Annotated in this window: 10 protein-coding genes; all 10 read left to right on the plus strand. The window is 58.2% G+C overall.

Annotation, left to right across the window (positions count from 1 at the left end):
• Window positions 1–349 precede the first annotated feature (349 nt).
• The gene (locus ACWTU9_RS27105) at window positions 350–2,017 is read left to right on the plus strand and encodes a DUF4403 family protein (RefSeq protein ID WP_455861000.1); all 1,668 of its coding nucleotides are present in this window, start codon (window positions 350–352) and stop codon (window positions 2,015–2,017) included.
• Window positions 2,018–2,054: 37 nt separating this feature from the next.
• A complete protein-coding gene (locus tag ACWTU9_RS27110; RefSeq protein WP_455861001.1) occupies window positions 2,055–2,705 on the plus strand; it encodes a hypothetical protein in 651 nt (216 codons plus the stop codon).
• Window positions 2,706–3,163: 458 nt separating this feature from the next.
• Window positions 3,164–4,366, plus strand: a complete 1,203-nt coding sequence (locus ACWTU9_RS27115) for a Druantia anti-phage system protein DruA (protein WP_455861002.1) — start codon at window positions 3,164–3,166, stop codon at window positions 4,364–4,366.
• A gap of 23 nt (window positions 4,367–4,389) precedes the next feature.
• Window positions 4,390–5,997: a competence protein CoiA family protein gene (locus tag ACWTU9_RS27120; RefSeq protein ID WP_455861003.1), complete on the plus strand. Its 1,608-nt coding sequence runs from the start codon at window positions 4,390–4,392 to the stop codon at window positions 5,995–5,997.
• Window positions 5,994–7,904, plus strand: a complete 1,911-nt coding sequence (locus ACWTU9_RS27125) for a hypothetical protein (RefSeq protein ID WP_455861004.1) — start codon at window positions 5,994–5,996, stop codon at window positions 7,902–7,904. Before ACWTU9_RS27120 ends, ACWTU9_RS27125 begins: the two co-directional genes overlap by 4 nt.
• Complete coding sequence (locus ACWTU9_RS27130; protein WP_455861005.1) at window positions 7,901–8,920, plus strand: hypothetical protein; 1,020 nt, start codon at window positions 7,901–7,903, stop codon at window positions 8,918–8,920. Before ACWTU9_RS27125 ends, ACWTU9_RS27130 begins: the two co-directional genes overlap by 4 nt.
• Window positions 8,917–14,439, plus strand: a complete 5,523-nt coding sequence (locus ACWTU9_RS27135) for a DEAD/DEAH box helicase (protein WP_455861006.1) — start codon at window positions 8,917–8,919, stop codon at window positions 14,437–14,439. The genes ACWTU9_RS27130 and ACWTU9_RS27135 overlap by 4 nt, the downstream gene beginning before the upstream one ends.
• 532 nt (window positions 14,440–14,971) lie before the next feature.
• Complete coding sequence (gene secE / locus ACWTU9_RS27140; protein ID WP_023667439.1) at window positions 14,972–15,175, plus strand: preprotein translocase subunit SecE; 204 nt, start codon at window positions 14,972–14,974, stop codon at window positions 15,173–15,175.
• A gap of 27 nt (window positions 15,176–15,202) precedes the next feature.
• A complete protein-coding gene (gene nusG / locus ACWTU9_RS27145; RefSeq protein ID WP_125006877.1) occupies window positions 15,203–15,730 on the plus strand; it encodes a transcription termination/antitermination protein NusG in 528 nt (175 codons plus the stop codon).
• A gap of 172 nt (window positions 15,731–15,902) precedes the next feature.
• Entirely contained in the window at window positions 15,903–16,331 is a 429-nt protein-coding gene (gene rplK / locus ACWTU9_RS27150) for a 50S ribosomal protein L11 (protein WP_112566731.1), read from the plus strand.

Consider the following 16,331-nt stretch of genomic DNA (forward strand, 5'->3'; position numbering starts at 1 on the left):
GAGAAACTTAAAACGATTAGCGTTCAAACGATGTATGTTTAAGCGGCTAACAACCTCCACTCGCAGGCCTTTCGGTTCACGCTGCTGATCTGGAAAATTTCTTTCAAAAGCCCTAGCCCCCTCTTACATCATTATGCAACAGAGAGTAATGTGCGGTCAATGTGAAGAATAGAGTTCTCAACGAAGTTCCTAGGGCGGGATCGCTTGTTTGGTTGTCTTTGGCGGCAGGCGCTGCGGCACCGGCCTGCGCATGGGGACCTGAAGGTCATTCGATCACGTAGAGATCACAAAGCGGTGACTTCAGCGCCACCGCTTCAGCAGGTGCAGAGCATTCTTGGGGGAGACGTCCATGACAGCGCGTACCGGACCGGACACGAAGTCGCGTGTCGCTCACTTTGCCGCCGCCGCTCGCCGGTTCGTTCCGGTCCTTCTCATCTTGCTTAGCGTCTCGGGCTGCGAAAAAAATCTGTTCCAGGCGCCACCCCGTGGTGGCACTGCCGATGTGCCGCCGGCACCCGTGACGGACAGTGTGCTCACGCTGGTGGCACAAATCCCGTATGGGACGCTCGTGCAGGCAGCGCAATCGAAGATACCGCAATCCGTTCCGGTGCAAGGAGATGGTCACATCGGATGTGCCGGTGTTCCTCAAATAAATGGAGGACACGTGGGGCATCATACCGAGTGCAGATGGATCGGTATCCGTGTTTGTGCTGAAGTGCCTGACATTACCGCGCCAAGCCTTGAGTTTAAAGATCAATGCGCCGACTATCATTGGCACGCTGATATCAAAACGGATGGCCCTCTTGTCGTGGCCCAGGCGGGCAATGGCGTTCATGTCGAACAGCCGCTGTTTGTCAGGGGTCAGGCCGGCGCCGGCGGCGACCTCGCCAACCTGCTCTCGCTTTCCGGAAAGAACTTCGAGGCTCGGCTGGTTCCAGGCCTCGATCTGCAGCTCGATATGAACGATAAGTGGTGCCCCGTGCTCGCGGGAACCCCAACCGGCAGATGGGTGAGCAGTGCTTCGGTAGAGGTAGTGGGCAAAAACTGCCTCGGCTTTGATTTTGGAAACCTAGGGCACCCCCAAGTCTGCGCAGGGCCGATAAATCTGGGACTGGCCGACGTGTTGAACGGCCAGATCAATGACCACCGTTCCAAGATACAGGATGCCATCGCCAAAGCTCTGCCCTGTGACGCGCTTCGGTCAAAGGTTGAGGCCCAATGGCACGCCATTTCGATCAAGATCGACCGAGCGGACAGCACGCCCGTCTATCTCAACATCGTCCCGACAGCGGCGAGCTTTTCGGGCCTGGTCGGTGAAGCGCAAGGCATGAAGATGACCGTGCGTGTCGCGGCAAAGACCAGTCTTGCCGCAGAACCAGTTGCCACGCAGTCCCAGCCTCTGCCGCCATTGGGTAAAACATCAGCCGAACGAAGTCAGGCCGATATCACCCTGCAAGCAACCGCACCCTATGGATTGCTGTTAGCCGAGCTGTCAAAGAACCTTAAGGGTCGCGATTTCCAGCAGCAGACGCCCGCAGGCGCCATCGATGTCAAGGTCGACGATGTTGATCTCTATCCAAGCGCTGGCTCCGTCGTGGTTGGCTTGAAGGTACAGGCAAAGCTGCCGGGCAAGTTCCTGAATACGACCGGCTGGGTTTACCTCTCAGGGCTGCCCCGGGTCGAGAAAACTGGAACAGCGATCTCGATCGATGAATTGCATTTCGCGACCGTCCTGGACAACGCCTTCTGGAAGGCAGCTCAATCCCTATTTGAAACCCAGATCCTGGCAGATTTAGAGGCTCATTCGAAAGTCGATCTCAACAAACAGATCAACGACGCGTCCGATGAGATTTTGAAGGCCGTTCACAATACCAACGTTCCGGGATTGAAGATTTCCGCTGACACTCCGTCGATTGAACTTCTCGACATCACAGTCGGGCCGAAAAATCTGATTGCCAGTGCCCGCCTCAAAATGAATTTCGATATGGCGCTATCGGCTGATTTAGTAGGTCAGTAGCCCGTGTGCCGCCACCCATAACCACCAAGAGGTGCAAATGACTCAATCGCAGCTTAGCAAGGTTTGGTTTGTGGTCAGTGCGCTCCTTCTCTATTACGCCCTGAATTCTTGGGTGGTAGCGCAAGGCGGGGAAGAGATATTCGGTGCAAAGCTGGTCATGAAGGCGAGGGTGCCTGCAGTAATGATCGCAATCCCGATATGTTCAATTTTGCTCGCACTAACCTCACTCGTTGGACGGGTCTTTTCCCTACGCGCCGGCTCGAAATGGCATGAGCGAATACCGGTTGTCGGCTTCGACGGGATCGATACAGGCTCGCGCGAAGGCCGCGTCTATCAAGGCGTCATGATTACAGTCTTCTCCCTGCTGCCCGCGATTGCGCTGGTCTATTTCTGGTGTACGTTCCTCTCCGCGACGGTAATGCTGAACGACGGCAAGAAGGACCCAGGCGCCAGCCTTTGGGATTGGTCGCAGCTTCGGACGCTAAACGATCCCGCTCGTATCTGCACTGAATTTCACAAGGAGCTGGCCGATCCGTGTATCGACAATGCGACCGTGCTGCCGGGCCTTGAGCCAACAATCTTCGGCGCGCTAACCCTCGCGGCCATTGTCGTACTCGCGATGCACTGGCGTGCCGTGGTGACGGGCCAACTGCATGAGCCCCCATCGATCACGACCCACGGCCAGTAAGTTAGGCGGCAAGTCTTCGCGCTGCTACCGAGTGGCAGCTAGGGATGGAGGTCAGGCCGGCGATTATCAGCGGACCGCAACGGTCACTCAGTCGCAGGCGATGAAATATGCTTGCGGCCCAGCAAATTTGTAAACCGAAGGTCGGTAGTTCGATCCTCTCTGCCGGCACCATGAATTTCAATGCGTTGCGCGATGTCTCCAACTTCGGAATTGTGTCATGTAGCGCTCGTGTAACGAGGCGTCTTCTTTGCGACCAACGGGGGAGAGGGTGCTCGAGTCGTCGTGTACCGCATCAGAGGCGGAGGGTCGACAAATGCGAACGAATCTCTGTTTATGCCGATGGCTTAATTGATACTACTGCCTGCCATCTAGGCAGCGGTGCCACTTTAGACTGTTGATTGATTTTCAAATGCAAACAACAATCTGGAACAACCAGAAGGATAAGGGGGAAGGTGCCAATGAGGAAGGGCGTGCTCGTCAAGTTTCCGTCGCCGGAAGCGCAGCTAAAACGGGCGGTTCGCCAGGATCTGAAGCGCCTCGGCTTCAAAAAAAGCAAGAGCGGCCAACTATTATCCCCCGGACAGGACAAGGAGGCCGTGCGGCTGGTTCACGCGGAGCAACGCGGCGACAAACTCAAAGCGAACGCAGCCTTCCTTGCCCGCTATGAAACAAAACTGCTGCCGCATTTTGCGGATGGCAACGAAATCGAACCTTCAAACATCAGGTTGGCTCTTCGCCGGGTGCGCAGTGGCACGAAGGATGCCGACCTGTTTCGGCTGGCCACCCTAACATGGTCAGTCCCTGTATCGGCGGGGTTTGGGCGGCGCCTACGTTACCTCGTGTGGGACGAGAGCCACAACCGCTTGGCAGGCGTGATCGCTCTGGGTGACCCCGTGTTCAATTTATCGGTGCGGGACAAGTTGGTGGGCTGGAACTCCGCAGATCGTTCATTGCGGCTGGTTCACCTGCTTGACGCTTATGTGCTGGGCGCGGTGCCGCCGTATTCGTTCCTACTCGGCGGAAAGGCCGTGGCTGCTCTGGTGCGTACGCGAGAGGTGGTCCAAGACTTCAAAGACACCTATGGCGAGTCCGTTGGCATCATTTCAGGGGCCGCCAAGCACGCCAGCCTGCTTATGGTGACCACAACCTCATCGATGGGACGATCGTCGGTCTATAACCGATTGGCACTAGACGGCACGCGATATTTCCAGCCGGTGGGCTATACGACCGGTTGGGGGCATTTTCACATCACTGATGCCCTATTTGAAAAATTGCGCGCCTATCTCCGTCAACTCAAACACGACTATGCGGACCACCATGCGTATGGCAAAGGGCCAAATTGGCGGCTGCGTACCATCAAAGCTGCGCTTACTCGGCTGGGCTTTAAAGACTCTTTGCTCAAACATGGCATTCAGAGGCAGGTGTTTCTCTGCAACTTAGCCGGAAACACAGTGGACATCCTGCAGGGGAGCGGTGCCGATCCTGACTATAGTGATCTCCTGAGCGTAGCCGAGGTGTCCGCGCTGGCGGTGGCGCGCTGGATGGCCCCGCGCGGCATGCGTGAGCCGGCCTTTCGCCATTGGCGCAGGAACACAGTTCCGCTGCTGGTGCGCGGCACCATCGCTGGAAGCCTCGACGAGTTGAGGAACCAGGCGGCGTAAGTCGCCGTCGTAGGGGCACCCAGATGTATTTCGCCATTGACCTTGCTACCAGACAGGAGCTCGCGGCATCGGCGGCCCAACGATACCGGCGTTATGCCTGTCCTGTCTGCGGCGCGCGTGTTGGCCTCCGTCAGGGTTCTTATCGCTATGCACATTTCGCCCATGTCTCAGGCGCCGCACGGCCTGAATGTAACCTTTATCACCCATCTTCCGGATGGCAGGGGCCGGCGCCGGAGTCGATCGTTCAACTTCGGCCACTGCCTCCTATCTCGCACGCGCCACTTTCGCTTAGCCTGCATGTCCAGCCACCGGCTGGGAAGAAACCGGCCTTCTGGGGCCTTGAAGTGCAGATCCCGCGCGCGCCGACGCCGAAGGGAATGTTGACCTTCGATGGCGGCGGTGACGGGTTTCGGCTCCAAGTGGCGTGTGCACGACTGCACGCTGGAGCGCAGACCTACGTGGTCAACCCCGACTCCTCTACGTTCCGCGTAGCTTGGGTCAGCCCGGATGTGGACATCGCTTACGCCGACGCCGTGCGGGAGCGGATACCGGGTTTGGACGCCGAGCAAACCACTGTATTTTCAGCAGGAAGAGGCAGCCATCAACCGATAGAGGCCGCACTAGACTGGGGTGCCACCTACTATTTCGTCCAGCGGGCCGATTTGGCCACGAGAGTGCCGCCGCAACTGGCCGTCACCCGTCTTGCCAACCTTAGGCAATGGAGCTGTTTGCTCGTTATGCTACCGCAGGTGGCCGACGAGCCGTTGGCCAAGTGGATCAGACAGGCGACTGGCCTTAAAGTGCAACCCGCCAAGCGCCGCTGGGGTATCGTGACGCCAGCGATGCATTTTGTCGATACGTCTGCGCGAGTGGTGTTGGACACTAGAAGCGAAATCACGCTCGCGATGCACGCCGGGGACGGTCAGGATGAGGCAATTCTGACTGCGCGCGCCAGCGACAGCGATGCGAGCGTGCAGCTTACACGCGGAGAATGGCAGTTCGTAAAAGTTTGCGGCTTTTCGGCTGCCCTGCCGCCAGTCCTAGATGTCGACCGCCGGCTTTTACCAGAACTGATTGCCAGGCCCGTCGCACGGACCGCACGGGCGGCCATTCTGACATTTGCCACTCGGTCGATTTCGGCTACCTCGGCCGAGGCCGGCCTACTATTGGACCAAGTTCGCAGAGGCTTGCTTTCCCTCATTGGACTGCAGGTTCCCCGAGGCCTAGCCCCCCAAATTCGTTCACGCCCAGCAGACTCGATCGATTGGGATGTGCATGCCGTGGCGACCACGCCCGCCGAGACCGATTCCTTAAATGACACCGTGACGTCGGACGCTCTCGCCACGTTGCACGCAGTGTTGCGGGACGCTGAGTGCGACGTTCACGTGGACCTGGGTCCGTTCGGTGGATGGTGGTTTACCGGGCGCGCGGCCATCGTGACCCGGCAACTGCCACCTGCTACTCATGCACATGCCCGTTGGGTTCTCGCAGGCGCAGGGGTACCTTTGAGGTATCGGTCAGACGAGGAACTATCGGCCGCATTGCGCGCCTTGAATGCACCGCGCTGGCTTGAGTCCCACCGCCGGCTGGCTTTGGCCCGCATTGCACGTGGCAACGGGGGTTCAAGATGACAAAGCCGTCTCCCACTCGGCAGGCACTCGAGCGACTGCGCACGCTTGGTGAGCGAGCGCTTCTGGCCTTCTTCAACGAAGTGACCACGAAAAACAATCGGGCTTTACTAGCTGTTCTTCCGAGCGTTGATGGCTTTCGCAAAGACAGCGCTGCTAGCCTGCCGAAGCGTAAGCAGGCTTTGCTCCATCAACTGTTTAAGAAAGGCGGTGTTACAAAAACTAACAAGGGGCGCGCCGAAGGTGCTTACTATTACATCTGGCGGGCGTGGGCAGAGGAACACCTAGAGCATGTCGAAGGACTTGCTCCCCTGCTAGATGCGATCGAAAGCGCGACGCAAAAAGAGCATCCCCAAGTGGCTGCGGATCAGCCACAGGCCGAAGTGGAAGCCTTATTCCGCAGCTTGCACGAGCAGTCGTTCCTTAACCGTTGCGATGCGGAGACGATCGGGCGACTGCTCCAGTTTAGTCCTTTTGAGGTTACCGATCCCCTTGAACGATTGGTTAGTGGAGCAAAACCCCTGGTGGCGGTTGAAAAGGACCGGGAGTTGTCGGTCTTGCCAAACCGCATTCAAGGCCATGAGATGCGCCTGCAAGAGTTGCGGGGTGACATTGAAGGCTTGTCGGGAGAGGTGGCGCGGTTAGCAGGAACCGTTGCCGGCATTGTTGCACGCCCAGCGCCGGTAGTGGACGACGGCACGTCGAAACGCGCACTGGACAGTGTGCTTGCTGAAATAGCCGCTTTGCGAAAGGAATTTGAAGTCAATGGCCAGACCACTACGCGCGTGACCGCCGCAACGGAGGTTCGATTGAAGGCGGTTGAGCATGGCGTCGTAGACCTCGAGGCGCTTTGGAGCGACACCGAAGACCGAACGGGAAAGCGCACCTCCCAACTCGAACAACAACTTACTGACATAGCCCAGCGGGTCGCGCAATTTGGTCAGACGACAAGCCCTGTGATCGCGCAGAGCGACCTAGCCGTCGTACAGCCGACCCCATCGGTACGCGTGCAACTGATAGGACAAACCGGCCCGGTTAGGACGCTCACTACGGCTGTGGAAGCTGCAGCCCTACTGGCGTCCAACTATGCTGCCATAGGGCTTAAATCGTCGAGTGCGACTACCTTTGGGGAGGAAGTGCTCACTGCCGTCTTTGCTTGTAAGGTGCTGTTTTTCAAGGGATCATTTTCGACAGAGCTGGCGCGCGTAACGGCAACAACACTGGTCGGGGTTCATGTGGTTCGGGCGCGAGTTCCGGTGGGCTTCGTAGACGCGTCGACACTCGACACAGACGTAGCGAAAGCATTTGGAGATCGGAATGGAGCGGTCGGTGCGCTGGTTCTGGAACGAGTGAACAATGTGCCGTTCGAACTGTTGGCGGATGTCACCGCGGACCTAGTCCAGAACGAAAATATCGTGGTGATAGCAACATTGGCTGACGGAGTTACGACGTTTCCAGAGCAGGTGCTCCATCTTCAACTGGGGCCGGTGTTCGACACGGATGTTCTGGAATGGAGCGTTTTCCCGAAGGCAAATGCGACCGTGACCGCCGGCGTATTGGCATCACTTAGTCCTAAAGCCTTGTCAGTGCAGGCTTCAAACGGCAAAGCCCATAGCGAAGAATTGGTGCGGCTTCTGCGGCGGGCCCCTTCATTCCGAAATCCGCACGTTGAACGAACTGCGACAGCATTCATGAATGCTCTTGAGGGGTTCCGGACTTCAGATACTCCGACTTCCCTCCAATCCCTCGCCTACGGTTGGTTGTGGCCGCTCTGGCGCATGACCGGCTTGGCGGCTGAGGACATCGAGGAAGAACTGGACGGCGGCCAGGTGGACAGTGAGAACCATGTTGACGCGCGGTTGCGGCTCCTCCTCGACCTCGCCGGTATCAAGAGAGTAGCACCGAGATGACCCTGTCACTCCGCGTCCTTTCCTCCTCTGAAGTGTTGGCCGACGTCGTAGCCGGCCTTTCGATCCAAGGATCCTCAGAGTCGGTTCGGCGCGCGTTGATCGCTACACACCTGCGCGCTGCGTGCGAAGGCGAGGGAACGCGAAACGGTCACGGTGTTTTCACCGGACGCCTCACCGATATGATCGAGGGGAATCTTGGGGGTTTGTTGGGACTTGGCGAGGCTCGCCCGCTTGTCAAGGAAGTGCTGGAAGCCCTTGAGAGAGCTGGTGATCTTTGGCGCTCGCCTGGAGGCTATTGGCATTCTACACCTCCACGGGCCGTCTCTCTGTCAGATGGCCGATCTTTCCTGCTTGGAGTAGTTCCAAATGGCGGCTTCATAGCTGCGGGGGCCTTTCGCTATGCTTCGGGCAGAGCTAACGAAATGGTCGTGCAAGGGTTTGACGATTGGCTTGGTCGCGCTGAACCGATTGGCGTATGGATGGCCAAGGCGCTCAAGAAATATCGTCCAGCTCTCCAGCAGGCTGGAATCTCGGCCGACCATCTTGAAATATATGCTCCGGACCAAGCTTCGCGGCAGTTTCGGTCGCGCTGGATAAGCCCTCAAGAGGTCGAGCTAAACGGCGCCACTTTGCGGCTATGCCGCGCTCAGGCAAAGCCGACATCTCTATACGACCGTCCATATTACCTCGGGGAGTTTGAGCGTACAGCCAGTGGGGTGTCGTTGCGGCGGGCAACCACCATCGATCATGAGCATGCACGACGGTTCCGTTTTGCCTTCGATGAGGCCTTCGGCGCCTCACGCACAGTGGAACTGAAACAAGCCAACGACACAGTGCAGGTCACCCTCGCGAGGGATTTGCCCGTCGAGGAAGAGCGAGTTCTCGCGCTTGGTTGGGAGCTTGGTGGAGCTAGCATTCCGTCGGTCTACCGTATGGGTTTCCCGGTCCAAGCGGTGCCGTTCCTAGCGCATTCCCTCGGGCGCCTGGGGATAAAGGTGAAGGGTGCGACGTCATGAGCATCGTTGGAGAGCAACAAGAGCACGGCGTCCATGCCACAGTTGGGCGTCTTGGGGAAAGCCTGCGGGCCTATATCGAAGCGCAGTACCACGTGCGCAACTCGGCACTCATTGAAGAACGGCGCCTCCTGCTGCATGAGGCAGGTACTGTCGCTCAGTTGCCCTTCGTCGAGTCCACTCCTGTCTATGAGCTTGACGCTGCCTATGACCAACTTGACCTTCCGCCTGTTGTGGCTGCCGCTTTGGAAGACCTTGCGGCAGCTAAAGTCGGCCTGTTTCCTCGGCCATATGTGCATCAGGCGCAGGCGCTTCAAAAGTATTTTGATGGCTCGGACCTGATTGTCGCAACCGGTACTGGGTCAGGTAAGACTGAAAGCTTCCTGATGCCTATCATTGGCCAGCTTGTCCAAGAGGCACATGGTCGGCCGGCAATTGCTTCAGCACCGGGCTGTCGCGCTCTGTTACTCTATCCGATGAACGCACTCGTTAATGACCAGTTAGGGCGAATCCGGCGGCTATTTGGTAACGAGTCTGCGTCCGCTATTGTTTCGGCCGGACGTGAGCGGCCGGTGCGGTTTGGTAGCTACACCGGCCGATCACCATACCCAGGATTGCGTTCATCTGGGCGCGACAGTGCGCGAATAGAGCCGCTATTCGAGGAGTTTTACTTGCCGTTGATGGCCCAACCGGAGACTGTTTCGGGCTTAATCAAGATCGGCCAATGGCCATCTAAGGACTTGGTCGCGTTCTATGGCAAACACCATGAAGAGCTGAAGCCCAATTCGAAAGGTGGGGCGCCACGGCATTATAATCATTGGAATCGCCGTCTCATCACCCAGCCAGGTGACCGTGAGATGATGACCCGAGATGAGACACAGCAGGCTTGTCCTGACATTCTGATCACAAACTACTCAATGCTGGAATACATGCTGATGCGGCCGATTGAGCGGCCGATCTTTCAGCAGACCAGAGATTGGTTGCACAGCGATAGCGCCAACGAACTTATCCTGGTCTTGGATGAGGCACACATGTACCGTGGTGCTGGTGGTGCAGAAGTCGCTCTTCTGATTCGGCGTTTACTCGCGCGCCTAGGCGTCCCCCGCGAACGTGTACGCTTCATCTTGACCAGCGCCAGCTTGGGCCAAGGCGTCGCCGCCGAGGCGGCCATAGAAGAGTTCGCCCGCAATCTGACCGGACTGCCACATTCATCAAGCCGCAAATTCTCGGTTATCACAGGTACGCGCGAGCTACGGCGCGGCAGCGGGCTGCCTAGTGACCGGGTGACTGACGTGCTTGCGGAATTTGATCTTGCATCTTTTGAGCAAAACGCAACCCACCCGGAAACCGCGTGGCATGCGGTAGCGGCCATGGCCGTTGGGTTGGGCTGGCCCGAACCTCCGTCAAGCGAGGATCTACCAGACTATCTGTTTGCCAACCTTACTGGCTTCCCGGTTTTTGAAAAGCTCGTCGAACTTGTATCGGGACAGGCCATAGCACTCGCCGACCTACAAAAGCAGCTCTTTGAAAACCATCCGGGTGGTGCACGCGCGCTAGCGGCATTGCTGGCTTTAGGTCCCTTTGCGCGGCGCAGGGTGGACGACCGGGTGCTGTTGCCGACCCGTCTGCATATGTTCTTTCGTGGCCTACCGGGGCTTTTCGCATGTGTGGATCCCAATTGTTCGCAAGCACGCCATCAAGGCTCGGATCGAATTCTTGGCAGGCTACATACGCATCAACGCCGCCAATGCCTGTGCGGTGCCCGGATATTCGAACTTCTGACGCACCGTGAATGCGGGACTGCCTATCTCCGGGGCTATGCCGATAGGCCCCAGCCCGATTTCCTTTGGAGCACACCGTCCGGGCCGTTTCGCGAAGGCCATCAGCCCCCCTTGGTCGAGGTTGAAATGCTGATGGAACCGCCGAATTCGCGCTTCGGCGACTGTGTTGCTGCCTGGCTCGATATGCGGAGCGGCAAACTGGATTATAGCGGCGAGAAGCCGGCCCAAGGCTTTACCCGCGTCTATCTGCCTCCAGCGAGCCACGATTGGACCAAAAATGGCGTTAGGTTTGCCGGTTGCTGTGCCTGCGGCGAGCCAACGATGCGAAGCGAGACGTCCACAATTATGGACCATGCCACTAAGGGCGAGGCGCCATTCGCCAACCTGGTTAAAACGCAGTTGGATGGTCAGCCAGCCTCGCGGCCCGAGACGCGTGACTATCCTAATGGCGGCCGCAAGGTGCTGCTGTTTTCGGACGGGCGGCAGAAGGCGGCCCGTTTAGCTCGCGATATTCCGCGAGAGGTGGAGCAAGATATTTTCCGGCAAGTGCTAGCGTTAGCCACGCGCATGCTGCGCCAAGCTGGTCGTGAACCAAGGCCAGAGAGGGGGCTCTACATCGCTGTGCTTAAGGTATTGAGCGACAGCAATTTGCCTATCTTTGACGGTAAAGATGCCCAAGCCATCGAAAATCAGATATTGCGCCTCCAAAAAGACTATTCCGACCAGCCGATCGACGAACTGTTGGCCGAGTTCGATCCTGGGCAGCCACCGAGCCGCTACACAATCGCGCTTCTCAAGCAACTATGTGGCCGCTACTACTCATTGGCTGGCACAACGGTGGGATGCCTTGTTCCGGCTCAACGCGCGCTCACGAGGCTTGTTGCCTCGATCACTCCTTTGATACCAGCCATTCCAGCCGCAGACATGTCCGGGCTCGCCGCCGCCTGGTTGATGCATTCGGCGGACAGCTATGCCTTTGATCATACCGTAGAGCCCAACGTGCGCGGAAAGGCAGCAGGCCGCTGGAGAGGTTCGTGGGGTAGCAGCGGAGGGTTTCCAAAAGCGATCCGATCCGCGCTCGCAACCGCCCTTCAAACCGATCTAACCACTCTCGGCCTGATCGAGAAAGAACTTGCTGACCAACTCGGACTGGCTGACGCTAGTGGGGCGACATTCATAGATCCCGCAAAAGTGGCAGTCCAGATCGACTTGGAGATGACCTGGTATCAATGTGCAGCCTGTACGGCTCTATTGCCGATGACCGTTCGCGGGTACTGCGCGGCATGTGGTTCGGGATCTTGCGAACCTATTACACCGTCCCAAAGCGAATATGTCCGCGCGAGAAAAGGCTTTTGGCGCTCACCGGTGGAACGTGTGCTGACAGGGAGTGCACGTCTGCGCAGTATTTCCGTTGAAGAGCATACCGCCCAACTGTCGAACCGCGACAATGCGCGGGTACATGCGACGACCGAGCAGTTCGAATTGCGCTTCAAGGATGTCCGCATCGCAAAGAGTGACAAGCCAATCGACGTATTGAGCTGCACCACGACCATGGAAGTGGGGGTCGACATCGGCTCTTTGGTCGCCGTCGGCCTGCGGAACGTGCCCCCGCAGCGGGAGAATTACCAGCAGCGAGCCGGTAGAGCGGGGCGGCGCGGTTCGTCGCTCTCAACTGTGTTGACGTACGCGCAGAATGGCCCTCACGACGGGTACTATTATAACCATCCCCGGGAGATCGTCGCGGGCGACCCGCGCAATCCAGACGTCAAGATCGATAACCCAAAGATCGCTCGACGCCACATAGCGGCCTACCTCTTCCAGACGTTTTTCCATTCCTATATGGACAATCATGACGTCACGGTAGGCGCCGGTTCTTCTGCGTTGTTCAGAGCGCTCGGGAAGGCCACAGATTTCTTCCTTGGGGAGCCGATGTCCGGCTTGGACGTCGTCAGTTTCGATGCGTGGGTCCGTCAAGACCTTATTGCGCCAAACGGCAGACTGCGTCCTCTAATCCGAAACTGGTTGCCGGATGATCTCCGAGTTGCTCCACGAACGATCGATGTCTGGATCGAAGACGAGGCGGAAAACCTGCTGGCGACGCTCGCCGGGTTCAAGGCTGAATTAGCGGCAGCGATGGCAGGTGAAACTGGAGAGAACGCTACTGCAGGCGACGAGGACGATGACAAACGTTCCGAGCGCGAAGCAATCACCGACCAGGAACTGCTTGAGTTCCTATTCGCCAAGGGTCTGCTGCCAAGTTACGCATTTCCGACGGACCTATCGAGTTTCCTTGTGGAGCGCCTGAAACAGCGGAACAATGAGTGGAAGATGGAGGTCATCGAGCGGCCTCAGCAGTCTATCGGGAAGGCGCTAAGCGAATATGCGCCTGGGCGACTGATAGTCATTAACAAGGAAACTTATCGCTCTGGCGGCGTCGTCGCAAATACGTTGCCCGACGTCGAAAACCGCGCAGAAGCGATCTTCCGCGGGCGCCGTACGCTGGTGCATTGCGAGAATTGCAGCTTTGTCGCGGACTTGAATGATCCTTCGCAGCGCGACGGTCAGTGCCCGGTCTGTGGCGGCGAGCTACGGCACACTCATATGGTGGTGCCGCAAGTCTTTCTGCCAGAGGATGGGCGAGCGCTGAGAGAGGATGATCGCGAGCAGGACATTACTTACGCCACCGCTGCACAGTTTCCGGTGCCGGTCGGCAAGGACGACCTGCCCAGTCTAAGGACAATCGGCCGCAACCTCGCTTGCGTGGTCACCACTGATCGCCAATTGGTGACCGTCAATAAGGGACAGGAGACCTCAGAAGGTCGTGGCGGATTCTGGATTTGCAACCAGTGCGGCCGTGCGTCGGTGGAAGAACCGCCGCATGCTCCCCACACCCGGCCCTATAAGATTGAGCCCTCGTACGGCAAACCGAAGCATGGGCAACTGTGTTCGGGCACCGATGAGAACGTGTTTTTAGGGCACGTCTTCTCTACCGATTTGTTGCTGCTGCGCATCAGCTTGAAGCCGCCCTTGATCACCGATACGGGCGACCCGTTGCAGTTGAGAATACTCGAAGATGCGCTCTACTCGGTGGCAGAAGGCCTTCGCTTGGCAGCCAGCCGTCACCGTCAGATCGACCTCGATCCTTCTGAGTTCGGCGCGGGCTTTCGTATCGTCCCGAACCACGACGACCAAACCCTGCTGCTTGACGTTTACTTGTACGACACGTTGTCCGGCGGCGCCGGCTATGCCGACCTTGCCGCGAGGAACATCGAGGAGATTCTGCAACAGACCCTCGCTCTGCTGGAGCAGTGTCCTTCTCACTGCGAGGCCTCATGCGAGAGTTGTCTGCGGCACTACCACAACCAATATATCAAGGACCGTCTTGATAGGAACCTTGGTGCCGAGCTGCTGCGCTACGCGCTCGATGATACGTTGCCCGAAGAGAAGGCCCCGGAAGCGCAGGCCACCTTGCTTCGCAACCTACGACGACTGCTTGAACTGGAGAGCTTCGACTGTAGCAGCCCAGAGAACGTCCAAGGTGTGACCGTGCCACTCGTCGTTCGTCATCTGGACCGACAGGTGGCGGTTGGGCTCCGCCCGGCGCTCCTGGCGCCTGAATGGCAAGACCACTCGTTTGGAGGTTTAAAAGCAGGAACGGCGACGATTGTTTTGAATGAGTTCATCCTTGGGCGAAATCTGCCAGACGAGCATCAGATGGTGCGCAAAGCGGTTTTGCAGTAGCCCACAGATTGTCTTTTCGAACTCGGAATGCCCCCAAATTGTTACACAAATCCTTGCACATCAATCCACAAAATCCCAAATATCGCTTTGTAGGCAATGGGATATGGAAAGGCTATTCGGTCTCCAAAACCGCAGGTCGTAGGTTCGAGCCCTGCTGCCCGTGCCATTTCTCAAATGGCGATTCACGAACGAACTCGGTCCTGTGCCCCGCATTGAAAAATGGCAGGTGGCTTGCCATATTAGGGAAACTGAGGCATAAGGCCCTCATAGCCGGGACGGGACGACTGGATGGTTCCGAGGCGGCGTTTGGTCATAAAGCGGACACTTGCCACTTGCGTGGATCAAGAATCGGTTTTATGTAGACACAACAGACACGCGACGCGTGGAGCTGGGAAGCCGGCTTTACGCGTCCGATTTGCATGGGCGAAATGGTTGCGCTGATTCGGCGCTGACTTGAAACCCAGGCGGCACGTCCCGGCCAGCGGGATCATCCAGGAGACCCGGCCAACGGGTCTTGAAGACAGAGCGGCATATGGCTTCGAAAACCACAAATCCTTTCGTCTTTCTCCAGCAGGTCCGCGCGGAGACCGCCAAGGTGACTTGGCCGTCGCGCCGGGAGACGATGATCTCGACGGTGATGGTGCTCGTGTTTGCGGTCATCGCGATGATCTTTTTCTTCACCGCCGACGTGGCCATGGGCTACGCGATCGAGCGGCTACTGAGCCTCGGCCATTAAGTTCGGCGAATACGGAGAAGTCTTGAAATGACCGCGCGGTGGTACATCGTCCACGCCTATTCGAACTTTGAAAAAAAGGTCGCCGAGGACATTGAGAACAAGGCCAAGCAGAAGGGCCTGTCCGGCGATATCGAGCAGATCGTGGTGCCGACCGAGAAGGTCGTCGAAATCCGCCGCGGCCGCAAGGTCGATGCCGAGCGCAAGTTCTTTCCGGGCTATGTGCTGCTCAAGGCCAACCTGACCGACGCGGTGTTCTCGCTGGTCAAGAACACGCCGAAGGTCACCGGTTTTCTCGGTGACTCCAAGCCGGTGCCGATCACCGAGGCGGAAGCGCAGCGGATCCTGAACCAGGTCCAGGAAGGCGTCGAGCGGCCGAAGCCGTCGGTCACCTTCGAGATCGGCGAGGCGATCCGCGTTTCGGATGGTCCGTTCGCCTCGTTCAACGGTTTCGTCCAGGAAGTGGACGAGGAGCGGGCGCGGCTCAAGGTGGAAGTTTCGATCTTCGGGCGCGCCGTGCCCGTCGATCTGGAATTCGGACAGGTCGAAAAGGGCTGATCCGAAAACCCTGCGCCGGTTCGCCGGCAAGGGGAGGCGGTGCGGGAAACCGCGCGGCCATGAACGGGTGGGAGGCGAAGGCGGCTTTAGCCGGCCGCGCGAACCGCACCACCAGACTGCAACCGCCGGCGTTTCCCAGATGGGGCCGGCATAGACAAAGGCAGGAATAGAGATGGCTAAGAAAATTGCAGGCCAGCTCAAGCTCCAGGTTGCCGCGGGCTCGGCTACGCCGTCGCCCCCGATCGGCCCGGCGCTTGGTCAGCGCGGCATCAACATCATGGAATTCTGCAAGGCGTTCAACGCGCAGACCCAGGAAATGGAAAAGGGATCGCCGATTCCGGTCGTCATCACCTACTACCAGGACAAGTCGTTCACCTTCGTCATGAAGACGCCGCCGGTGAGCTACTTCCTGAAGAAGGCTGCGAACCTGAAGTCGGGCTCCAAGGAGCCGGGCAAGGTCAAGGTCGGCACGATCGGCCGCGACAAGGTGCGCGCCATCGCCGAGCAGAAGATGAAGGATCTGAACGCAAACGACGTCGAAGCGGCCATGCGCATGGTCGAGGGCTCCGCCCGCTCGATGGGTCTGGAAGTGGTGGGCTGA

The sequence above is a fragment of the Mesorhizobium sp. 128a genome (genome assembly GCF_053848025.1).